The organism is Halomonas maura, from assembly GCF_030409305.1.
Classification (GTDB): Bacteria; Pseudomonadota; Gammaproteobacteria; order Pseudomonadales; family Halomonadaceae; genus Halomonas; species Halomonas maura.
In genome coordinates this window covers 195337-214843 of the sequence record NZ_JAUFPQ010000018.1, presented here as the reverse complement: position 1 = coordinate 214843, position 19507 = coordinate 195337, and the positions used below count along the sequence as shown (strand labels likewise).

Sequence of the window (19507 nt, the reverse complement as noted above, 5' to 3'; positions counted from 1 at the left end):
CACCGCCCGAGGACACGTCCCCGGGCGGTGGTATGAAAGCTGGATTGGCCAGTCTCTCCGATTCAGACGTACATGATTTCCCCTTTCAGCGAATAGGCAATGCCGAGCACTTCCAGGCGCGTTTGCGGGTCGATGCCGTGACGATCGAGGACGTCCAGGATATCGTCAACGGCGGCCAGGTATTCCACCTCATTGATGTTCATGCCGCGGTGGGCCTCGGGCATGCTCTGCCCGCGATACTCTTGGGGCCCACCGCTGCCGGAGGAAAGGAAGTCGCGCAGGTGGCCCTTCACCTCCTCCAGATGCGCCGGGTCCTCTCGATAGGGCAGAAAACGTGCCTGGATCCGCGGGTTCTGCATATGGGCCGCCACGATATCCTCGACCAGGGCAGCTATGCCGCGCTCGCCCCCCAGGCGCTCGTAGAGGGTTGCACTAGTCATTTCACACCTCCCAGGCCGGCCATGTTACCGACCCTTGTCACTGGTGAGGGACGGTTCGAGACACCGTCCGGAATGGACCGGTTGGATCAGGCCCCCTCGCCTCCTAGCCCCCCAACCAACGACTTATCGGATCGCGGCCGAGAAATAGAAGTCGAGCATGGTCCCGAGCGGACCGGGATCGCGGCGCAAACGACTGCGCAGGGCGGCGCCCTCCCAGCAATCCACCAGGAGGTCCGCCATCTGCCGGGGATCCTTCTCCGGCGGCAGCTCACCCCGCTGCTGGGCCTCTTCCAGGCAACCAGCGATCCGTGTGGCAATAGCGGTGAAGCAGGACTCGATCTTGCGCCGGAACGTCTCGTTGACCCCGGACAGTTCCTGGCCGACCCCACCGAGCAGGCAGCCCAAGTAGCCTTCCTGGCGATACTTTTCCTGCGACAACTCGAAGAACAGGCGCACCCGCTCCACGGGCGGCAGGGACGTATTGCCCAAGGAGTGATCCAGTCCCCGGTGAACTTCCGCCATGTAACGGTCGATGACCTGGAGGGTGAAGTCCTCCTTGCTGCGGAAGTGGTGATAGAAAGACCCCTTCGGTGTCCCCGTCGCCTCCAACAGCGCCTGCATCCCCAGGTCGTTGTATCCGCGTTCCAGCAACATGCCGAGCCCCGACTCGAGTAGCCGCTCCTTCGTCATATGCGTCATCACACATCCTTCCAGACCGACCGGTCTATTGGTAAGTATTGAACACCAGCGGCCATCGTCAAATTCAGTATGCTTCGCTTTGCAGCCAGAGGCTCGAATGCGACTCCGCTTGGCGAATATCGACATCTTGTGCCTTACGCAAGTGCCATGCAGACCAGAGCCCGGCGGCTGGATCGGCTCCGGCAACCAGCCACCGACCATTCCGCAACGGCTTGATATTCAGCCATGTTTATGGGGATTCCACAGGGTCAGATCGGTGAGGGATCGCATCGCCGGTCTCCACCCTGGCGATGGGGCGACCGACGGTGAGCGCCCCGAGCAGCTCGGCGGGAAGCGAACGATAGGCCGAATCCGGCTCGGTGCCGAGGCCATCGAGGATCCGCGTGAAGAAGGCCCGGGCCGCCGCCACGGCGACGATGTCGAAGATCTCGTCGTCGCCGAGCCCGTGGTCGCGCAGGCCCTCGACATCCTCGGCGGTCACCGCCGGGGCCTCGCAGGCGACCTTGCGGGCGAAGGCCATCATCGCGCTTTCCGCGTCGCTCAGGGTGCCCGCCTTACCGGCCACCAGATCACGGGCGGCGTCCATGCCCAGCAACTCGCCAAGCGCCCGGGCATGGGCCAGGGCGCAGTAGCTGTTGCCCAGGGCCTGGGCGGCGGCCAGCGTGACCAGTTCGAAGCGACGCGGCTCGACATGGCGCCGGATGCTCGCCAGCAGGCTCGCCCAGCTCGCCATCACGTCCGGGCGGTGGCTGAACACCCGGGCATAGTTGGGCAGGTAGCCGAAGTGCGCCTGCTGACGCTGGTACATCGCCAGCACCTCGCCCTCGGCCTCTTCCGGGGCGATCGTCTCGATATAGCTCATGACCGGATCTCCAGATTGTCGGGGAGCCCGGGCCGACAGGCGGGCCCGGATCGAGCCCGGGGAATCGAGTCCCCGGCGGATGTGACACTCGATGCCGGAAGCATCGCCCCATGGCGAGGAAGCCGGCGTGGAACCCAGCGTGGTATTTCGTGTGCCCCCGCGTCGTCCACCCCGACGAAACGCGCGGGGGGGCGAGGCGCGCCGGACTATACTGAAGGCGTCACGACTGGCATCGGCCAGCCGCCCGGGACATGCCATGTGCGCCTTGACCCTCAACCTGCTGGGCGACCTCGAGGTCCTGCACGACGACCGCCCGATGTCGTTGCCTCCCTCGAGGAAGACCCGCGCCCTGCTGGCCTACCTCGCCCTCCACGTCCGCCCGATCAGCCGCGACCATCTCTGCGAGCTGTTCTGGGAGCGTCCCGACGACCCTCGCGGCTCGCTGCGCTGGAGCCTCTCCAAGTTGCGCCGCCTGGTGGATACGCCGGACAGGGTGCGCCTGGTCGCCAATCGCCTGACGGTCGGCCTGGATCTCGAGGACCTGGACGTGGATGTGCTGCGGCTGCACCGCCTGGTCGACCGGGAGCTCCCGGACGCCGACCTCGCCTGCCTGGAGGCCACCGCCGCCCGCTACCGAGGCCCCCTCCTGGAGGGCCTGGAGCTGCCCAACCTGCATGATTTCCACGGCTGGTGCCTGGCCGAGCGGGAGGGTGCCATGCGCGCCCAGTCGCGGCTGCTCTGGTCGCTGGTGGATCGGCTCGGCGACGCTTCCGAACACGCCCTGCCCCACGCCCGGGCCCTGGTTCGGCTGGCACCCTTCGACGAGTCGGCACGGGTCCGGCTGGTGCGCCTGCTCCAGGCCCTGCACCGCCCTCGGGAGGCCGAGCAGCAGTACCAGCTCGGCATGCGCCTGCTCAAGGAGGCGGGCCTGCCCGTCGCCGGGGTGCTGCCGGCGGCCAGGCGCCAACCGGTGCCGGTCACGCCGCCGGCGTCCCCCTCGCCGGCGGCCGGCTCGGCCGAGACCCTGGCGGGACTCGCCCCCGACACCCGGAATCTGCTGCAGTGGGCCTCGCTGCTCGGCCGCTGCCCCGACACGGGCGCCCTGGCTCGCTACAGTGGCCTGGACAGCCACCGGATCGGCCTGGCCCTGGAAGCCGCCGAGCACCTCGGGCTGCTGGCCACCAGCGAGCATGGCCTCTGCCTTGCCGACGATGACCTGGTCGCCCGCCTCTACGCGAGCATTTCGCCGGCAAAACGCCAGGTCATGCACCGCAGCATCGCCCAGCAGCTGGTTGAGGCAACCATCCACGACCTCGATGACGCCGCCGAGCTCGCCCATCACGCCCAGCGCAGCGGCGATCCGGCGCTGGCCGCCGAGGCCCTGGTGACCGCCGGCCGACTCTGCCTGCGCTTCTTCGCCAACGACGAGGCCCTGCGCCTGGCCCGGCGGGGCCTGGCACTGGCCGAGAGCCTGCATGGCCGGCGTCGCGTCTGCCTGCTGCTCGATCTCCAGGCGGTGCTGCTGGGCGCCGCCCCACCGGCGGACTGGCAGGCGGCCGCCGAGGAGCTGGTGAGGCTCGCCGAACAGGCCCTCGAGCATGGCGACCTGGCCCACGCCCGTCTCGGCTATCACCTGGCCAGTCACCTGCGCTGGGCCCACGGCCAGTGGACCCATGCCCGCGAAGAGTCCCTGCAGTCGGAGCGCGTGACCCGCAGCGCCGAGGATCCCGAGCAGGTCATCGCCATGGCCGAGACGGCTCGCTGCCTGGCCATGCTGGAACGCGACCTGGACCAGGCCAGGACCCTGCTGGCCAGTGCCGAGGAGCGCGCCGCGCGGCATCACCTCGCCCACCCGGCGATGTCACTGGCACGGGGGCTGCTGGCCTGGCACGACGCCCGGGCGACGGACGCGGAAGCGGCCTTCCAGGAGGCGCGAACCCTGTGCAAGGCCGGCGGCGACCACCTCGGCGAGTTCCAGGCCAACGAGTACCTGATGATGATGGCGGTGGACACACACCACTACCTGACGGCGCGACAGCGCTGCCAGGCCCTCGTCGCCCTGGGCGATCGCCTGCGCGGCGGCAGCGAGGGTCCCTTCGCCCATGCCGCCGAGGCCCTGTGCCGGCTGGCCGAGGAGGATGAGCCGCTCCCCCTGACGGCCGCCCTGCCGACCCTGCGCGATGCCGATGCCAAGCATCGGCTGGCCTGGGTGCTGAACCGGGCGGCGCTGCTGCACCTGGCCCGGGGACGCCCCAGCGAGGCGAGCCTCGCCGCCGAGGAGGCGCTGGCCAATGCCCAGGCGCTGGAACGCGACAGCGAGACGCTGCTGGCCCATGGCGTGCTGGCCCGCGCGCGGCACGTCCTGGGCGATACTGCGGGCAGCACCGCCCATGTCCGGGCGGCCGAGACACTGGCCCCGGCGCCCGTCGCCCATCGGGCCCGCCAACAAGCCCTCGCACTTCTGGCCGGGCTTGGGAGCCCTACCCCGACGCCAGTCGAGGCCGCAACGCACGCCCCCGATGGCGACGCGAGGAGATCACCATGATCGATATCTTCGTGGAGCGGGACTTCACGACCCCTCTGGCGCCGGAGTTCGTCCGCCAGCTGACCCTCGCCGCCCAGGACTGCCTGGACCTGCACCGCGTCGCCTGGCAGGGCAGCCTGCTGGCCCGGGACGGCCGACGCCTGGTCTGCCACTTCCGAGGCCCCGACGCCGAGGCGGCCAGGGTGGGCCTGCGCCAGGCCGGTGCCGATGTCAGCCGGCTGTGGGCCGGCACGGTCCATCAGGTCCCCGGCACGGCGGGCGCCTGGGGCAATGTCCTGGTGGAACGGGCCTTCGCGGCCCCCGTCGAGCTGGCCGAGATCCAGGCCATCGAGGATGCCGGCGCCGCCTGCCTGCAGAACCATCGCGTGCGCTTCCTGCGCACCCTCTTCTCGCGGGACCGGCGGCGCATGCTCTGCCTCTATCAGGCACCGGACGCCGAGTCGGTGCGCATCGCCCAGCGCCAGGCCGGGCTGCCCATGGAGTCGGCCTGGGCCTTTCGCTGGGTGTCCCCGGCCGCGTCCGCGTCGGCCGCTTCCACGCCGGCGGCGTGAAAAACCACGCGCGCTCCCACGCTGGGTCCCACGCCCCCCTCGCAGACTGATCCTCGAGCCGCCAGACACCCCGTCGGCGACCTCGATCATCGCAACACGCGAGGAGAGTCCCGATGACCACCACCATCCATGCCATCGACCATGCCGTCGACAACGGCGTCAACGTCGCCGCCCTGCTCGGCGCCCGCGAGGCCCTGGCCCAGGCGCCCGAGGCCGCACGCTTCACCTGGCAGGCCCGTTGCGACTGGGTCAACGGCACCCATAGCCGCAGCACCATCGATACCTTCCACGGCCTAGGCGACACTCAGTGCCACCGCCAGCGCACCACCTTCGATACCGACCACCCGGAGGTCTTCGCCTCCGAGGACCACGGCCCGACCCCGGTGGAGTACGTGCTAGTCGGCCTAGCGGGTTGCCTCACCGCGGGCATCGCCGCCGTGGCCCAGCATCGCGGTATCCAGCTGCGCTCGGTGAAGGCCTGCGTGGAGGGCAGCATGGACATCCAGGGCATCCTGGGCATGGACAGCGAGGTGCGCAACGGCTTCGATGCGGTCCGCGTGAGCTACGAGATCGACGCCGACGCCAGTCGCGAGGAGATCGCCGCCCTGGTGGCCCAGTCCCAGAAGCGCTCCGCGGTGTTCGACCTGCTGACCAACCCCACCGATGTCGCGGTGACGCTGGCATGACAGGGGAAGCCCTCCACCGCCGTGACCGCGCCGTGACCGTGGTGGTCATCGGCGCGGGCCACGCCGGGCTGGCCATGTCCCACCACCTGGCGGCGCGCGGCATCGACCATATGCTCCTGGAGCGCGGCGAGGTGGCCAACTCCTGGCGGAACGAGCGGTGGGACTCGCTGCGCCTGCTCACCCCCAACTGGCAGTGCCGCCTGCCGGGGCTGCGCTATGCGGGGCCCGCCCCCGATGGCTTCATGACCATGCCCGAGCTGATCGCCTTCCTCGAGGCGCATGCCCGCCGGACCGCGGCACCGATCCATCCCCATACCCGAGTGCTGTCGGTGCGACCGGGAGACGGCGGCTACCGGGTGGACACCGACCGGGGAGCGTGGCGATGCCGGGCGCTGGTGCTGGCCAGCGGCGCCTGCAATCTTCCAAGGGTACCGGCCCTGGCCGAGGCGCTGCCGGCCGGCATCGCCAGCCTGAGCCTGCACGACTACCGGCGTCCCGAGGACCTGCCGGCGGGCGGCGTGCTGGTGGTGGGCGCCTCGGCGAGCGGGGTCCAGCTGGCCGACGAGATCCAGCGCAGCGGGCGTCCCGTGACCCTGGCCGTGGGCGACCATGTGCGCATGCCGCGCCGCTATCGCGGGCAAGACATCCAGTGGTGGATGGAGGCGACCGGCCTGCTCGACCAGCGGCACGACGAGGTGGAGGATCTCGAGCGCGCCCGCCGCCTGCCCTCGCCCCAGCTGGTGGGCAGCCCCGAGTCGCGCACCCTTTCCCTGGGCACCCTGGCCGAGCGGGGCGTACGCCTGGTCGGGCGCCTGGTCGGGCTGCGCGATGGACACCTGCAGTTCTCGGGGGCGCTGCGTGCCCACTGTGCCGCCGGCGACCTCAAGCTCGGCCGCCTGCTGGACACCTTCGACGACTGGGCGCGGACCCATGACCGGGACGCCAGCCTGGCGCCGCCCGAGCGCTTCGCCCCCACGACCGTGCCCCCCTCGCCGTGCCTGGACCTCGACCTGGCCCGCGGCGAGATCGGCAGCGTCCTCTGGGCCACCGGCTACCGGCCCGACTACAGCTGGCTGCACCTGCCGGTGTTCGACCGCAAGGGCCGGCTGCGCCATCTCGGGGGGGTGGTCGACGCCCCCGGGGTCTACGCCATGGGCCTGCCGTTCATGCGCCGGCGCAAGTCCAGCTTCCTCCACGGCGCCGATGACGACGCCCGCGAGCTCAGCGCCCACCTCGCCGCCTATCTGGCGGGGACATCGGCGGGTGCGTCGCTGGGCGAGACGAATTGCCAGGGCGCGGGAACGCCCTTCGCCAGCGTCCTCGACTGAGGCGTTGTCCGAAATGTCGTCGAGCGATGATCAGGGCCAGGCTCGCTCCCGGCGGGCCAACGCATTTGCCATTTCCATGTGGGTCACAAGGCAAGAATCGGCGACACATCGTCAGGATTGACTTCTTGGGCAGCTCCGCTGCTCGCAGAGCGAGCGACAGGGATGTCGCGAGTCCAAAGACGGACGGGGCTCGCACACGAGTTTACGGGGGTAAATGAGGACCATGAGCCGATTTCTGACGCCGTATGGCCGAGCACAGACACGTTTCGGACACTGCCTGGCAGGGCGGCCCCCGCGAGAGCGGCGAGAGCTAGATCAGCCCGGCCGCGACCAGCACGTCGGCCACTGGCTGGAAGGTGTCGTCGGGGATCGCCTCGCCGTCGGCGGCGAGCCTGGCGATCCTTGCCGCCAGTTCGCGCTCGTCGGCCACCGGTACTCCTAGCCTGGTGGCATCCTCGAGCATCGCCGTGGACTGCAACGGATCCGCCCTGCAGGCCACCACGGGCACGGGCGTTTCGCCGCTCACGTAGCGCAGGCCTACCAGCCAGTCGCCGGCGGCGCCGAGCATGATCGATGCATGCTGCATACCCGTGCGGGCAGAGCCGGCCTGCATGTCGCGGCGCCGCTTCTGGCGGGCTCGACGGATTTCCGGGTCGCCCTCCATGTCCTTGCGCTCGCGCTTGTGCTCGGTCCGGGTCATGCGTTGATCCCGCCGGAACAACCAGCGCTGCATCTGCACGTCGATCAAGCCGACGATGAGAAAGGCAACCAGCGCGGTGATGATCAATGGCCGGAGCAGAGCCACGAGGATGCCCTCCAGGCAACCGAAGCCACAGCGGGGCGAATCCATCAGCGCCTGCAGCCCCAGCCGATAGACGACCACGAAGGCCACGGCCAGCGAGCCCATCTTGATCAGCGACTTGATGAATTCGATGATGCCCCGGGCCGAGAAGATGCGCTTGGCGCCTTCGGCCGGGTTGATGCGTTCGAATTTCGGCTTGACCGGATCGGCCGAGAACAGCATGCCGCGCATGATGACGATGTTGGTCAACACGACCGCCACGATGGTGATGACGATCAGCGGCAGCACCGCGCGCACCACGATCTCCGAGCCCAGCCCCAGCAGGCGCGGCCACAGCGTGTCGAAGGGTTCGTGGTAGAGCCGGGTCGTGGTATTGATCAGGTTGCGCACCCGGTCCTCGATGTCACCGGCGGCGCTGGCGAGATAGAGCGTGCAGCCGAGCATGACCATGGCGGTGACCATGTCGGAGCTCTTGTCCACCTGCCCCTTCCGGCGCGCATCGCGCAGTTTCTTCTCGGATGGCGGCAACGATTTCTCTTCGCTGGGCTTGTCGCTCATGACGGATGCCTCCTTGCTGCCGGTGGGATCACGACCTCGTACGGATCAGCGCCTCGAAGTGTCGATAGCTGTCGCCCACCGCCCCCAGCTCTTCGAACATCAGCGGCACCAGGAACACGATGTAGAGCAGCATCAGAAAGGTGAACAGCAGGTTCTTGATCGCCAGCGACAGCGAGAATACGTGAAGGTTGGGTGCCATCCGCGCCAGGTAGGCAAGCATCAGATCGGCGACCAGGATGGCGATCGCCAGGGGCGCGACCATCATCACCCCGACGCGCATCACTTGGTCCAGCAGGCCGAGCACGGCCAGCGCGGCCCGGGTTTCCAGCACCGGGACGAAGGCCTCCACCGGCCATAGCGCATAGCTGCGGTAGAAGCCATCGAGCATGACCATGAAGCCACCGGTGATGAAGAACAGCGCCACCAGGATGACGACCAGCAGCGTACTGGTCACGCCGGATTCGGTGCTGCCCATCGGGTCGAGCAGTTGCCCCATGGTCGAGGCACGCTGCAGGTCGACCAGCTCGCCGGCGACCTCCGCCGCCCAGAACGGGATGCCGAACACCAGGCCGATGATCACGCCGATCAGCAGCTCCTTGATCAGGAGGGCGGCGATGGTGAAACTCGACGGGGAGTCCATCGACGATAGCGTGGCGAAGATCGGCACCATCATCGGCAGCGAGATGGTCACGGCGACGGCGGTACGGATCAGGCCGGTCAGGCCGAGACGGTTGAACGCCGGGGTGATCAGGATCACGCCCATCGCCCGGGCCATGCCGATGGCCGCGGCGGCGAGCAGCGGATAGACCAGCTCGGTGAGAAAACGAACGACCTCGTCGAACACCATGCCGAACCTAACGCGACCAGATGGCGAAGTTGTCCAGCACCTGGTCGGTCAGGTTGACCAACTGGCCGGCCAGCAGCGGGCCCGCCACGATCAGCACCAGAAACACGACGATGACCTTGATCGACTGCGGCAGGGACTGGTCCTGGATCTGTGTCAGCGCCTGCAGCAGGCCGATGCCGAAGCCGATCACGATCGCCGCCAACAGCGCCGGTGCCGACAGCAGCAGCACCGTCCGCAGGGCGTTGTTCATCACCGTGAGAAAGATGTCATCCGTCATCGGCACTACTACCCCCCATAGCTGAGAATCAGGCCATGCATCAGCCGCGACCAGCCGTCGACGGCGACGAACAGCAGGATCTTCAACGGTACCGAGATCAGTGGGGGGGCCACCATCACCATGCCCATCGCCATCAGCACATTGGCCACGATCAGGTCGATGACCAGAAACGGAATGTAGATGAGGAAACCGATCTCGAAGGCGCGGGTGAGCTCGGAGGTGACGAAGGACGGCATCAGCACCACCAGGTCGTCTTTCTCGAGGTTATCGCGTGCCTGTTCCGACCAGATGTTCTGGGTGGCATCGATGAAGAAGGCGCGCTCGCGTTCGTTGGCATAGAGCGAGAGATAGTCCTGCAGTGGTTCGCGCAGTAGCGCGCCGGTTGCACGAATGTCCTCCACGTTCTCCAGTTCGCCGGTGTGACTCTCGAACTGGTAGACCATCTCGCCGACCAGGGGGGTGGTGATATACACGGTCAGCACCAGGGCGATGCCGTACAGCACCAGGTTGGGCGGCGTCTGCTGGATGCCCAGCGCATTGCGGATCAGAAACAGCACCACGGCGATCTTGAGGAACGCGGTCATGGTGACGACCGCCAGTGGCAACAGGCCCAGCGAGGCGACAACGATGATCATCCCGATCAGGTTGGGCTCGAAGTCACTCATCGCGGGACAGCCTCACGATCTGCACGCCCAGGCTGTCGCCGATCTCCACCAGCCGGCCGCGCCCCATGTGCCGGCCGTTGACCACGATATCCACGGCGTTCTCCGCCGGTCGAGACAGCGGCAGCACACTGCCCTGGTCCAGTTCGCGGAACTCGCCGAGGGAGAGTTCCAGGCGTCCCAGCTCGCATACCAGGCGTACCGGCAGGCGGTCCAGGGTCGCCGCATCCAGGCGTGGCGGTGCCGGTTTCCGAGCGTCGTCTTCCATGTCGTCACTCCTCCTCTGGGGGTTGTCGTTGTTCGCGGGCACCGGCGACGTGTCGAGGTCGCCGTCGTGCCAGGCGGCCGGCGGCACGGCCAGCTGAAGACCACCACGCTGCTCGGCCACCCGGATCAACAGGCGACCGGCCACCGCCACCGCCCTCTCCGGCCGCTCGAGCAGCACCACGTCGCCGGGCGCGAGACTGCGCAGCTCGGCCAGCGTCAGGTCCTGATAGCCGGCAATCCATTGCAGCGGCAGCGGCAGCGCCGAGCAGGACGTCGGTGTGCATGGGCAGTGCGCATCGAGCAGCGGCAACAGCGTCCGGGCGGTGGCGACACCCAACGACAGCGACAGGCGACAGGCCTGGCCGTCGACCTCGAGGCGCAGCGGCAGGCGAATGGGCGGCCCGGCCTCGGACTCGGGGGCATCGCCGAGCAACTGGATCGGCTGGCCCAGCTGCTCCTCCAGGGGCCCGATCCACTCCAGCAGGGCGTACTCCAGCCACAGCGCCCGCTGGTCGGGCGTGCACTCCGACAGCGAGCGGTGCAGCGCCAGATGTGCCGTCAGCACCGCCAGGCTCTGGTGAGAAACGTGCAGCACCGCTGGCGCTTCACCGATGCTTGCCGCGATCGAGATCGCCAGGGATGCCGGCTCAGCGCCCTTATCGAGTCGCACCAGCCACTCACGCTCGCCAAGGGGCAGCGTCAACGCCAAGCGGGGGCGATTCAGGGCGTTCAGCGTATCGACGAGCTCCGGGTCCAGGCTCGGCAACCGTGGAGGCACAGCGCCTGCCGGGAAATCCGCCGGGACATGCTGCCGCTCATCGCCGCGCGGCACCTCGAGCTCCACCATCAATGTCCTCCCCGGGGTGCGTCGTCCTCGATATCCAGTTCGTGGCGCCCTTCGGCGGCGATGTGGTCGGCACGGCGGTGACGCTCCAGCAGGGAGCCAAGGGCTTGCCTGGCACGGGTCCGGCGGACCCACTCGCTGGCGCACCGTTCGCGTTCGGCGAGTTGCCGGCGATGCTCGAGGTCGGCGGCGCGTCGGGCCTCGGTCAATTCGGCCTGGCGCCGGTAGTGGTCGTCGATGGCCTGCCGCGCCTGCTCCAGTTCCTGTGCCGACAGGGTCGTGCCCTGCATGGCGTCGAACCACTCGCGCTCGAGGCGATCGAAGTCGCTGCGCTCCCGGGCCAGGTCGCCGTCCAGGCGGTCGATGCGCCGCGCCTCGGCCTGACAGCGGTGGTGCTGTTCCATCAGGGCGGCCTGGGTCAGGCGTTCGCGACGCTCGCGCAGCGTCATCAGCCGTTCGAGGCGCTGGCGGTCGCTCATGACAGGAGCTCGCTCATGCGTCGCTGGGTCTCCTCGAAATCGCTGTGCTCCGTGCCGCCCTGGCGCAGGAAGGCTTCGATGGTGGCGTGCCTGCTGACCGCATCGTCGGTGCGGGCATCGCTGCCTTCGCGGTATTCGCCGACCTGCAGCAACAGCTCGACATCGCGGTAGCGGGCCAGCAGGTCACGTATCCGGCTGGCGTGCTGGCGCTGTTCGCTCGTGGTGACCGTCTCCATCAGGCGACTACGGCTGGCGAGCACGTCGATGGCCGGGAAGTGGTCGCGTCGGGCCAGGTCGGCGCTGAGGATGATGTGGCCGTCGAGGATGGCGCGGGTCTCCTCGGCCACCGGGTCGAGGGTTCCGTCACCCTCGGTGAGCACGGTATACAGCGCCGTGATGCTGCCGGTGGCACCCGGCCCCGCGCGTTCCAGCAGGCGCGGCAGGGCAGCGAAGAACGACGGCGGGTAGCCCCGCCGGGTCGGCGGCTCGCCGGCGGCCAGACCGATCTCGCGCTGGGCGCGGGCAAAGCGGGTGATGCTGTCGACCAGCAGCAGGACGTCGCGCCCCTGGTCGCGAAAGTATTCCGCCACGCTGGTAGCGACCATGGCGGCCCGGGCCCGCTCGATGGCCGGGCGGTCGGAAGTGGCCACCACACAGACCGTGCGCCGCCGTGCCTTGGCATCCAGTTGCACGTCCAGCAGCTCGCGCACTTCGCGGCCACGCTCACCGATCAGCCCCAGCACGATGACATCCGCCTCGCTACCGCACACGATGGCGGACAGCAGCGACGACTTGCCGACCCCCGGTTCACCGAAGATCCCGACGCGCTGGCCCTTGGCCACGGTCAGCAGCCCATCGATGGCGCGAATGCCCAACGCCAACGGGTGCTGGATCAATTGTCGCGACAACGGCATGGGCGGCTCGGCATGGACGGGATAGGCACTCAAGACGCCGACGTCGCCTTCCGGGGCGGCATCGACGAACGCCCCCAGCGGGCTGATCACCCGGCCGAGCAGCGCTTCCCCCACGGGCACCCCCTGGGGGCCGCCGGTGGCGATGACCTCGGCACGGGTCGACATGCCCTGCAGATCGCCGATCGGCGACAGGATGGCGTCCTCGTCCTCGAAGCCGATCACCTCGGCGGCCACGTGGCGGCCGCTCAACGGGTCGCGCAGGTAGCACAGTTCGCCGATGCCGGTGCCAGCGACGCTGGCATGCACCAGCAAGCCGCGGATGCGGCGTACGCGACCGTGCACCGGGCGCAGTTCGGCCTCGGCCAGGCGCTCGCCCAGGCGCGGCAGCAGCGCGTCGAAATCGATCTCGGGGCGGCTCATCGAGGCGGCTCCTTGCCGGCCATCAGCGCACTGCGCAGGGTCGTCAGCTGCACGTCGAGCCCGACATCGACCACCGCGACCGGGCTGACCAGCAGGCACTGTCCGGGGCCTAACTGGGCATCGCCCTCGACCCGGTAGGCGGGGCCATCGGGCGCGCCCGGCACGGCGGCCAGCAGCGCTTCGACATCCGCCACCCGCTCGGAGGCGACGCGGACGGTCACGTTCATGTCATGGCGATACTCGCGCAACGCCTGGCGCACGCAGCGGCCGATCAGTTCGGCATCGTCGAACTCGCCCAGGATGCGGTGCACCATCTGCAGGCAGAGTTCGGCCATCGACCGGTCGAGACCGCCCAGGTAGGACGCCACACGCTGCGTGGTCTGTGCCAGCAGTTCGGCCGACTGGGCTTCGCCCTCGCGGCGTCCCTCCTCGAAACCATCGGCATAGGCAGTGGCGGTGGTACGGCGCGTCTCGACGTCGATCTCGCTGGCACGCGCCCTGGCGCGTTCGAGGAAGGCGTAGCCGTCTATCCATGCCTGCGCTTCGCCGTTACGCAGAATCGTCTTGCTCGGACGTGTCGGAAGCTCGTTCATGATGTGATTCCCTGGGCTCGATAGCGGCGAGGATAGCCGCGGCACGGCGGGTAATGAGGACGCCCTGTGCATGAATTTCCGGCGGCATGCCCGCGTCACTCGCTGCCAGGTCGCAGGCCAGTCCCAGGCGTAGCCAGGCGATGAGTGCTGCCGGCTGGCTCGACAGCCATGCCGTGAAACAGGCCGAGCCATCGCGACGGACGGCATGGGCGAGCGCATCATCGTCGGCGAAGGTGGCGCCGGAGATCGCCAACTCCCGATTGGCCAGTGCAGCGGCAAAGGCGGCCTCGCCGAAACGCTCCTTGAGGGCCACCACCCGCGGTGCACGTATCTCCCGGACGAAGGCCATGGCGTGGCAGATCATGCCGCAATAGTGCACCAGGGTGTCGGCGGCATCGGATGGCAGCCTCAGCAGTGTCAGATCGGGCTCCCCTGGCGCGGGCAGCGACTCGGGAGGCGGCAAGTCATGCCGTCGGATCAACAACTGCATCAAGCGCCGCTGGAAGCGGGGATGACCCGCCAGGCTGTCCAGGGTGGCGTCGTCGGCGATATCGCCCAGGCAGTCGCGCAGCCATCGCGGTGCGATGCAGGCTGCCGGTGAGTCGAGGAAGCCCGCCCTCCGGGGGCTGTTGCCGGCGGCTCGCTCAGGGGGCTGGACACGCGAAGTGGAGCTCATGGCGGGGTTTCCAGTTCATAGGTATCCCGTCGGCGTCTGTGCCAGGCCATCCAGCCCAGGGCAGCGGCCAGTCCCAGCACCAGTACGATGAGGATGCCGAAGATCCATCCGACACGCCCCACACTCGTGGCCGGCATGGCGATGCCCAGAAAGGAGCTCATCGAAGGGGCGACGTCGATCCGGGATTCCAGCCTCATGGCCGCGACCGGCACCACCGAGACATTGTCGTAGGCGAGACCCGAGATGCCATTGGCGACCAGCGTCTTGATCCGCGGGATCAAGGGGCCGACATCGAGTTCCGGTGCATGACGAACGAACACCGATGCCGACGACGGCGTGCTGTTCTGGCGCATCAGGTCGTTCTCGGGCAATACGACGTGCACCCGGGCCGAGAGCACACCGTCGACCTGGGAGACCGTATGCGACAGCTCCTCGCTGAGCGCATAGATCATCTGGGCACGTTCCTGTACCGGCGATGACACCAGGCTGTTGTTCTCGAAGACCTCACCGAGGTTGGTGAACGTCTCCTCGGGCAGGCCGAGGCGGTCGAGGATCGCGACCGCCTCGGCGAAGCTGTCCTCGTCGACGGTGACGGTCATGCGCCCCTCATCCTCGGCCACCCGCTTGGCAGGAATGCCATGCCGCGCCAGGGTCGCCACCATGACGTTGGCTTCACGTTCGCTCAGGCCGGTATAGAGTTCGGCATCGCATGCCTGCAGCAGCAGGGCAGCGACGATGATCAGCAGCAGCCTGGCGGCCTGGGAGCGTGGCGCCCGGATCCGATCAGTAGAGAACAAGGCTCATTGTCCCCGCAGCAAGGTCTTGCAGGCCCCTGACACCTGGGACGCACTGGACGAGATCAGTCGCGCCTCGACCGCATGATCGAACATCGCGCCGAACGATGCGATCATGCGCTCGTACTCGGAGTCACCCAAGCCGCTGGCCTCCTCGCTGCGCATGCCTTCGCCATCGGCAATGGACGATGGTGCACCGGCGTCTCCACCGACCCTGTCGGTGAAATTCTGTATCCGTTCGATCGTGCCTTCCAGCTTGCTCATGAGGTCGCCGCCCAGCTCGGCGGGGGTCACGGCCTGCAGCGTCGAGCCGGATGTGCGCGCCATGTGTTCGAACAGATTCTGCGAGGCCAGGGCCCCGAGATCGGGGCCACTGGCCGACGCCGGCATCGGGCCTGCGCCAATCGCTGTCGTGGGGGTCATCTCGCTCCCTCCCTCGCTACCATCATGGAAAGTGCGGCATCACCCGCTGGTTCACACCGCACGCGGCCAGGCGAACATTCAGCCTTCGTCCTTGAGCATGTCGCCGGCGTAGTCCAACAGGTGCGATGCCGCCAAGGAGCCAACGGCTTCGCCGACCATCTCCGTCGCCCTGGCATTGTCGACCGCCGCATCGAAGGCCTGCTGATCGGACCCCGAGACGTCATTGGGCCCCGGCGCAGCTGTGGGTTCGATAGTCGCCATGTCAATCCTCCTAATCCAGTTCACTCATTCGACGACCGAGGTTTCCGTCGCCGTTCCTCCACGAAATACCCGGACCCCTGAAGGGCCTCTCGAAGCCGGTTTCCTCAGGCGCTCGACGTGGCGTGCCACACTGTCGATCCAGGGCTCGGGTCCCCAGGCCTGCAGCGTCGATTCGCCGTTTATCAATCTTGCTCTCAGTGGGCTGCCGATACGGGCGCGCTCGATCTCGTCCATCAAGCGCTGCGAATCGATACCCTCAAGATCGAAACGACGCTGGGTCATCTCCTGGCGGGTGTTGACATGCAGCACACCGCCATCGAAGAACCAGGCCAGACCATTGGTGGCACTGATCTGCTCGAGAAATTCCTCGACACTTCCGGTGCGAATGTCACCACGCACGCGCCCACTTACCTCACGAGAAATCTCCACCGGCATGGACAGGTTGTAGCCTAGTTCCTTCAATACATCGCGAACATCCTGATCGATGATGACATAGCGATACTCACGCTCCTGCCACTCGTCACCGAGCCATCCCGTGTCGTCGCTGGCTAGCGCATTCGTTGGCCAGACGAAACTGACGATGGCTGTCATGATGATAGAACCGATGAGGCGCAGCCATCTTTCGAACCGCTTGCGTGGCAGCACGTCAGCACATGGATCAGCCAAGCCAGGCTCGGAATTCATACGAGAAACCAGTCGCCCTTCCGACCCATTGCCGATCCCGATATTTTCATCACCCGATGTATCAAGGAGTGAAAGTTTCGCATAATATAGCGATGAATCATCACGCCATTGCTGCAGCCACCGCGTTACTTCATGCACTGAACTTCTTGACGCAGCACAGGCATTCCCGACTCGTCCTTGCCCGTTACCCCAAGGCCCCTGAAGAGCCCGGAAGAAGGAGAACCCGACAGTGACATGCCCCCATTTACGCCTTTCTCTCCTGCTGTCCTGCGCGGCATTGGCTGCCTGCACGACCACCGGCCCGAGGGGAGAGGAAGCGCGGTTGCTCGGCCTGGCTGACGACATCAACCAGCGCGGAGACCATGCGACTGCCGCCGCCATGTACGAGCGAGCCCTGGAAATGTCGGACGACTCCCCCGACATCCACGTTCGGCTCGGCAAGGCACGACTCGCCGCCGGGAATACGGAGGCCGCCAAGGCCGCGTTCCGTACTGCGCTCACTTTCGACATCGAGAACCCGGAGGCGCTGCTGGGACTGGGTATGACCCAACTCCAGCTCGGCGAAGTCGAGGGCGCAACACGCAATCTGCAAAAGGCCGTCCCCGAACTCGATACCCGACAGGCATGGAGCCGACTGGGCGTCGCCCACGCCTTGCTGGGCCAGGGAGAGGCCGCGCAGCATGCCTTCTCGCGTGCCGTGGCCCTTGCCCCCCAGGATCCCGACACCCTCACCAACCTGGCACTGGCGCACGCGCTGGTCGGCGAGAGCACCGAAGCCATTACGCTGATGCAGCGGGTCAGTGATTCGCCACTGGCCGAGCAGCGCCATTTCCGTAACCTGATACTGGTGCTGGTGCTGTCCCAGGACCTGGATCTTGCGGCAAGCGCGACGATCCCCGACATGCCCGACTCGCTCCGCCAGTCGCTGATCGAGCGTGCCCAGCGCATCGCCGAGATCCCCGACCCTGTCGAACGCGCCCGCGCCATGGGGCTGGCGATGGCCAAGTGATCCTCGCCGCCGGCGCCATGGGCGCCGGCGCCATGGGCGCCGGCCCCCGGGCGGCACAGGCCCAAGGCGCTCACATATCCCCCGAGGTGGCACTTCTGCCGGTGGCGCTGCGCGCCTCCGACTCGAGCTGAACGCGGCGACTGTTGGCCTGCTCACGCCCGTCCAGCCGCTCGCGGGCCGCCGCAGCGACCGGCGCCGCCGGCGCGGGGCCCATCTCGCGCCCATGCAGCAGATCGTCGGGACGCTCGACCATGCGTTGCAGGTTGAGATCGTTGGCACAACCGGATGGCAGGGTGACGATGCCGCTCTGGTCGGGTTGCACTCGACAGCTATAGGGCACGATCGCCAGGCGCTGGGCGGCGTCGCCATCCGCGGGATCCTCCGCGACCTGCCGGTACCCCGTCTCCCAGGAGATCGGACCGAGTGACGATGCGCAGCCGCCCAGCAGCATCGACAGGGGGATGAGTCGCCACCAGGCCGTGCGGCATGCATGCTTCATGTTCTTCATCCCCCCATTCATTGCAGATGAAACCCGAAGGGGTCATTCCGCTCCACCTGGTAGATGGTGCGAGTGTCGAGTCGGCCGTCGTCACCGGTGACTCTTGCCAGGTCCAGCGGCGTACGCGGTGTCGGCGCCGAGCTCGGCTCGACGATGTAGGGCGTGATCAGGATCACCAGTTCGGTTTCGTTGCGCTGGAAGCGCCGCGAGCGAAACAGGTTGCCGAGGATCGGGATATCCCCCAGCCCGGGAATGCGTTCGACATTGTTGAAGGTGTCACGCTGGAACAAGCCGGCGATGGCGAAGGTCTGGCCGCTCCCCACCTCGACCAGGGTGTCGGCGCGGCGTACCTGCAGCCCCGGCACGCTGAGGCCGCCGATCTCGACGCTGCTGCCGGTCAGGCTGCTCACCTCGGGACGTACCTGCAGGGAGATGCGGTCGTTGGGCAGCAGTGCCGGGGTGAACAGCAGCGAAACGCCGAATTGCTTGTATTCGATGCCGACCAGGTCGCGGCTGACCGGCACCGGGATGGGGATCTCGCCACCGGCCAGGAAACTGGCCGTCTCCCCGGTGACGGCAGTGATATTGGGCTCGGCCAGGATCTGCAGCAGGTCGTTTTCCTGCAGGGCCTGGAGCAGGCCGTCGACGCTGTCGGCTCCCGCCCCGATGGTGCCGAAGGTATTGCCGGCCTGGGAGCCGGGGAAGACGCCGAGCGAAAAGGAACCGTTGTTGATCAGCGCGCTCCAGCTGACGCCATACTGCAGCAGTTCCTCGCGAGACACCTCGGCAAAGCGCACGCGAAGGTTGATCTGGGTACCGCCCTCGTAGGTGGTATTGTCCAGTGACCCGCCCTCCTCCGGCGCGTGACTCTCGAGGGTGGACTGCGTGGCGATGGCACTGGAGACATCCTGGCCGTCGCCTTCTGCCACCAGTTGATTGCCGGCCATGCGCAGGCGGATCGGGGCATCGGCGCCCGCCTCGCGAAGCGCCTGGCGGGCAACCTGGTCGCCGTTGCGCACCTGCAGACGCATCGAGGCCTGGGTGCGATCGTCGTCACTCAGCACGATCAGGTTGGTATCGCCCTGAGTCTTGCCGAACAGGTAGAGAACGCCCTGCGACACGACCTGCACGTCGGCCACCTCGGGATCGGCCACGAACACCGAGGCCGCCGCTTCGCTGAAACGCAGGATACGCCCCTGTCCGGTTTCCAGGGTCAGGCCCTGCTCGTCAGCGGTATCGACATCCGTCTGGGCATGGCCGGGCAACGCCAGCAGCATCAGGAGGGGCGCCAGCAGCAGTGCCGCCAGGTGCGAGAGATGACGCTCCAGCGCCGCGTAGCCGAAAAGCGCTCTGGATATCGAGAAGGGGGCTGGCGACACAGGGGCTG

The 19507-nt window shown here is 67.7% G+C and carries 23 protein-coding genes; 5 read left to right on the top strand and 18 right to left on the bottom strand.

All coding sequences use genetic code 11. The annotated features are described in order from the left end of the window. Positions 1-62: 62 nt before the first annotated feature. The 3 genes from QWY76_RS13075 to QWY76_RS13065 all read right to left on the bottom strand — a co-directional run bounded on the left by QWY76_RS13075 (position 63) and on the right by QWY76_RS13065 (position 2001). A complete protein-coding gene (locus QWY76_RS13075; RefSeq protein WP_290311707.1) occupies positions 63-440 on the bottom strand; it encodes a group I truncated hemoglobin in 378 nt (125 codons plus the stop codon). A 123-nt stretch (positions 441-563) separates the two neighbouring features. Further along, positions 564-1139 carry a TetR/AcrR family transcriptional regulator gene (locus QWY76_RS13070; RefSeq protein ID WP_290311706.1) on the bottom strand — a complete coding sequence of 192 codons (576 nt, stop codon included), beginning with the start codon at positions 1137-1139 and terminating at the stop codon, positions 564-566. 229 nt (positions 1140-1368) lie between these two features. Further along, complete coding sequence (locus QWY76_RS13065) at positions 1369-2001, bottom strand: carboxymuconolactone decarboxylase family protein (protein WP_290311705.1); 633 nt, start codon at positions 1999-2001, stop codon at positions 1369-1371. A gap of 256 nt (positions 2002-2257) precedes the next feature. Between QWY76_RS13065 and QWY76_RS13060 the strand changes: the two genes are divergently transcribed. The 4 genes from QWY76_RS13060 (at position 2258) to QWY76_RS13045 (ending at position 7111) form a co-directional block, all read left to right on the top strand. Next, positions 2258-4546, top strand: a complete 2289-nt coding sequence (locus QWY76_RS13060) for an ATP-binding protein (RefSeq protein ID WP_290311704.1) — start codon at positions 2258-2260, stop codon at positions 4544-4546. Further along, positions 4543-5097, top strand: a complete 555-nt coding sequence (locus QWY76_RS13055) for a DUF4242 domain-containing protein (RefSeq protein WP_290311703.1) — start codon at positions 4543-4545, stop codon at positions 5095-5097. The genes QWY76_RS13060 and QWY76_RS13055 overlap by 4 nt, the downstream gene beginning before the upstream one ends. A gap of 113 nt (positions 5098-5210) precedes the next feature. Then, complete coding sequence (locus QWY76_RS13050; RefSeq protein ID WP_290311702.1) at positions 5211-5783, top strand: OsmC family protein; 573 nt, start codon at positions 5211-5213, stop codon at positions 5781-5783. Beyond that, a complete protein-coding gene (locus tag QWY76_RS13045) occupies positions 5780-7111 on the top strand; it encodes an NAD(P)-binding domain-containing protein (RefSeq protein ID WP_290311701.1) in 1332 nt (443 codons plus the stop codon). Before QWY76_RS13050 ends, QWY76_RS13045 begins: the two co-directional genes overlap by 4 nt. 310 nt (positions 7112-7421) lie before the next feature. Here QWY76_RS13045 and QWY76_RS13040 read toward each other — a convergent pair whose 3' ends face one another. From QWY76_RS13040 to QWY76_RS12980, 13 genes are all read right to left on the bottom strand, one after another. Next, complete coding sequence (locus QWY76_RS13040; RefSeq protein ID WP_290311700.1) at positions 7422-8471, bottom strand: EscU/YscU/HrcU family type III secretion system export apparatus switch protein; 1050 nt, start codon at positions 8469-8471, stop codon at positions 7422-7424. A gap of 28 nt (positions 8472-8499) precedes the next feature. Continuing rightward, positions 8500-9318 (bottom strand): type III secretion system export apparatus subunit SctT, encoded by an 819-nt coding sequence (gene sctT, locus QWY76_RS13035; RefSeq protein WP_290311699.1) that lies wholly within the window; start codon positions 9316-9318, stop codon positions 8500-8502. A 7-nt stretch (positions 9319-9325) separates the two neighbouring features. Beyond that, positions 9326-9595 (bottom strand): EscS/YscS/HrcS family type III secretion system export apparatus protein, encoded by a 270-nt coding sequence (locus QWY76_RS13030; RefSeq protein ID WP_290311698.1) that lies wholly within the window; start codon positions 9593-9595, stop codon positions 9326-9328. An 8-nt stretch (positions 9596-9603) separates the two neighbouring features. Then, positions 9604-10260, bottom strand: coding sequence for a type III secretion system export apparatus subunit SctR (gene sctR, locus QWY76_RS13025; RefSeq protein ID WP_290311695.1), 657 nt, complete (start codon positions 10258-10260; stop codon positions 9604-9606). After that, complete coding sequence (gene sctQ / locus QWY76_RS13020) at positions 10253-11371, bottom strand: type III secretion system cytoplasmic ring protein SctQ (RefSeq protein WP_290311693.1); 1119 nt, start codon at positions 11369-11371, stop codon at positions 10253-10255. The genes sctR and sctQ overlap by 8 nt, the downstream gene beginning before the upstream one ends. Next, positions 11371-11847 (bottom strand): hypothetical protein, encoded by a 477-nt coding sequence (locus tag QWY76_RS13015; protein ID WP_290311692.1) that lies wholly within the window; start codon positions 11845-11847, stop codon positions 11371-11373. The genes sctQ and QWY76_RS13015 overlap by 1 nt, the downstream gene beginning before the upstream one ends. Beyond that, on the bottom strand, positions 11844-13181 hold the full coding sequence (locus QWY76_RS13010; protein ID WP_290311691.1) for a FliI/YscN family ATPase: 1338 nt from the start codon (positions 13179-13181) through the stop codon (positions 11844-11846). Before QWY76_RS13010 ends, QWY76_RS13015 begins: the two co-directional genes overlap by 4 nt. Next, complete coding sequence (locus QWY76_RS13005) at positions 13178-13774, bottom strand: FliH/SctL family protein (RefSeq protein WP_290311690.1); 597 nt, start codon at positions 13772-13774, stop codon at positions 13178-13180. Before QWY76_RS13005 ends, QWY76_RS13010 begins: the two co-directional genes overlap by 4 nt. Further along, positions 13731-14450 carry a hypothetical protein gene (locus tag QWY76_RS13000; protein WP_290311689.1) on the bottom strand — a complete coding sequence of 240 codons (720 nt, stop codon included), beginning with the start codon at positions 14448-14450 and terminating at the stop codon, positions 13731-13733. Before QWY76_RS13000 ends, QWY76_RS13005 begins: the two co-directional genes overlap by 44 nt. After that, positions 14447-15247: a type III secretion system inner membrane ring lipoprotein SctJ gene (gene sctJ / locus QWY76_RS12995; protein WP_290311688.1), complete on the bottom strand. Its 801-nt coding sequence runs from the start codon at positions 15245-15247 to the stop codon at positions 14447-14449. The genes QWY76_RS13000 and sctJ overlap by 4 nt, the downstream gene beginning before the upstream one ends. 3 nt (positions 15248-15250) lie before the next feature. Continuing rightward, positions 15251-15667 carry a hypothetical protein gene (locus tag QWY76_RS12990; RefSeq protein WP_290311686.1) on the bottom strand — a complete coding sequence of 139 codons (417 nt, stop codon included), beginning with the start codon at positions 15665-15667 and terminating at the stop codon, positions 15251-15253. Between the two features lie 78 nt (positions 15668-15745). After that, the gene (locus tag QWY76_RS12985) at positions 15746-15928 is read right to left on the bottom strand and encodes a hypothetical protein (RefSeq protein ID WP_290311685.1); all 183 of its coding nucleotides are present in this window, start codon (positions 15926-15928) and stop codon (positions 15746-15748) included. A 24-nt stretch (positions 15929-15952) separates the two neighbouring features. Then, positions 15953-16750 carry a hypothetical protein gene (locus QWY76_RS12980; protein ID WP_290311684.1) on the bottom strand — a complete coding sequence of 266 codons (798 nt, stop codon included), beginning with the start codon at positions 16748-16750 and terminating at the stop codon, positions 15953-15955. A gap of 184 nt (positions 16751-16934) precedes the next feature. On the opposite strand from QWY76_RS12980, the gene QWY76_RS12975 reads away from it, so the two are divergent. Then, positions 16935-17621, top strand: coding sequence for a tetratricopeptide repeat protein (locus tag QWY76_RS12975; RefSeq protein WP_290311683.1), 687 nt, complete (start codon positions 16935-16937; stop codon positions 17619-17621). Positions 17622-17691: 70 nt separating this feature from the next. On the opposite strand, the gene QWY76_RS12970 is transcribed toward QWY76_RS12975, so the two are convergent. Together QWY76_RS12970 and QWY76_RS12965 are read right to left on the bottom strand one after the other, a co-directional pair. Next, positions 17692-18120, bottom strand: coding sequence for a hypothetical protein (locus QWY76_RS12970; RefSeq protein ID WP_290311682.1), 429 nt, complete (start codon positions 18118-18120; stop codon positions 17692-17694). A gap of 17 nt (positions 18121-18137) precedes the next feature. Continuing rightward, on the bottom strand, positions 18138-19499 hold the full coding sequence (locus tag QWY76_RS12965) for a type II and III secretion system protein family protein (protein WP_290311681.1): 1362 nt from the start codon (positions 19497-19499) through the stop codon (positions 18138-18140). Between the last annotated feature and the right edge of the window lie 8 nt (positions 19500-19507).

Excerpts from the sequence above, each read along its gene's own strand:
- QWY76_RS13075 (WP_290311707.1), bottom strand. The coding sequence starts at position 440 with ATGACTAGTGCAACCCTCTACGAGCGCCTGGGGGGCGAGCGCGGCATA.
- QWY76_RS13070 (WP_290311706.1), bottom strand. The coding sequence starts at position 1,139 with ATGACGCATATGACGAAGGAGCGGCTACTCGAGTCGGGGCTCGGCATG.
- QWY76_RS13065 (WP_290311705.1), bottom strand. The coding sequence starts at position 2,001 with ATGAGCTATATCGAGACGATCGCCCCGGAAGAGGCCGAGGGCGAGGTG.
- QWY76_RS13060 (WP_290311704.1), top strand. The coding sequence starts at position 2,258 with ATGTGCGCCTTGACCCTCAACCTGCTGGGCGACCTCGAGGTCCTGCAC.
- QWY76_RS13055 (WP_290311703.1), top strand. The coding sequence starts at position 4,543 with ATGATCGATATCTTCGTGGAGCGGGACTTCACGACCCCTCTGGCGCCG.
- QWY76_RS13050 (WP_290311702.1), top strand. The coding sequence starts at position 5,211 with ATGACCACCACCATCCATGCCATCGACCATGCCGTCGACAACGGCGTC.
- QWY76_RS13045 (WP_290311701.1), top strand. The coding sequence starts at position 5,780 with ATGACAGGGGAAGCCCTCCACCGCCGTGACCGCGCCGTGACCGTGGTG.
- QWY76_RS13040 (WP_290311700.1), bottom strand. The coding sequence starts at position 8,471 with ATGAGCGACAAGCCCAGCGAAGAGAAATCGTTGCCGCCATCCGAGAAG.
- sctT (WP_290311699.1), bottom strand. The coding sequence starts at position 9,318 with ATGGTGTTCGACGAGGTCGTTCGTTTTCTCACCGAGCTGGTCTATCCG.
- QWY76_RS13030 (WP_290311698.1), bottom strand. The coding sequence starts at position 9,595 with ATGACGGATGACATCTTTCTCACGGTGATGAACAACGCCCTGCGGACG.
- sctR (WP_290311695.1), bottom strand. The coding sequence starts at position 10,260 with ATGAGTGACTTCGAGCCCAACCTGATCGGGATGATCATCGTTGTCGCC.
- sctQ (WP_290311693.1), bottom strand. The coding sequence starts at position 11,371 with ATGGTGGAGCTCGAGGTGCCGCGCGGCGATGAGCGGCAGCATGTCCCG.
- QWY76_RS13015 (WP_290311692.1), bottom strand. The coding sequence starts at position 11,847 with ATGAGCGACCGCCAGCGCCTCGAACGGCTGATGACGCTGCGCGAGCGT.
- QWY76_RS13010 (WP_290311691.1), bottom strand. The coding sequence starts at position 13,181 with ATGAGCCGCCCCGAGATCGATTTCGACGCGCTGCTGCCGCGCCTGGGC.
- QWY76_RS13005 (WP_290311690.1), bottom strand. The coding sequence starts at position 13,774 with ATGAACGAGCTTCCGACACGTCCGAGCAAGACGATTCTGCGTAACGGC.
- QWY76_RS13000 (WP_290311689.1), bottom strand. The coding sequence starts at position 14,450 with ATGAGCTCCACTTCGCGTGTCCAGCCCCCTGAGCGAGCCGCCGGCAAC.
- QWY76_RS12990 (WP_290311686.1), bottom strand. The coding sequence starts at position 15,667 with ATGACCCCCACGACAGCGATTGGCGCAGGCCCGATGCCGGCGTCGGCC.
- QWY76_RS12985 (WP_290311685.1), bottom strand. The coding sequence starts at position 15,928 with ATGGCGACTATCGAACCCACAGCTGCGCCGGGGCCCAATGACGTCTCG.
- QWY76_RS12970 (WP_290311682.1), bottom strand. The coding sequence starts at position 18,120 with ATGAAGCATGCATGCCGCACGGCCTGGTGGCGACTCATCCCCCTGTCG.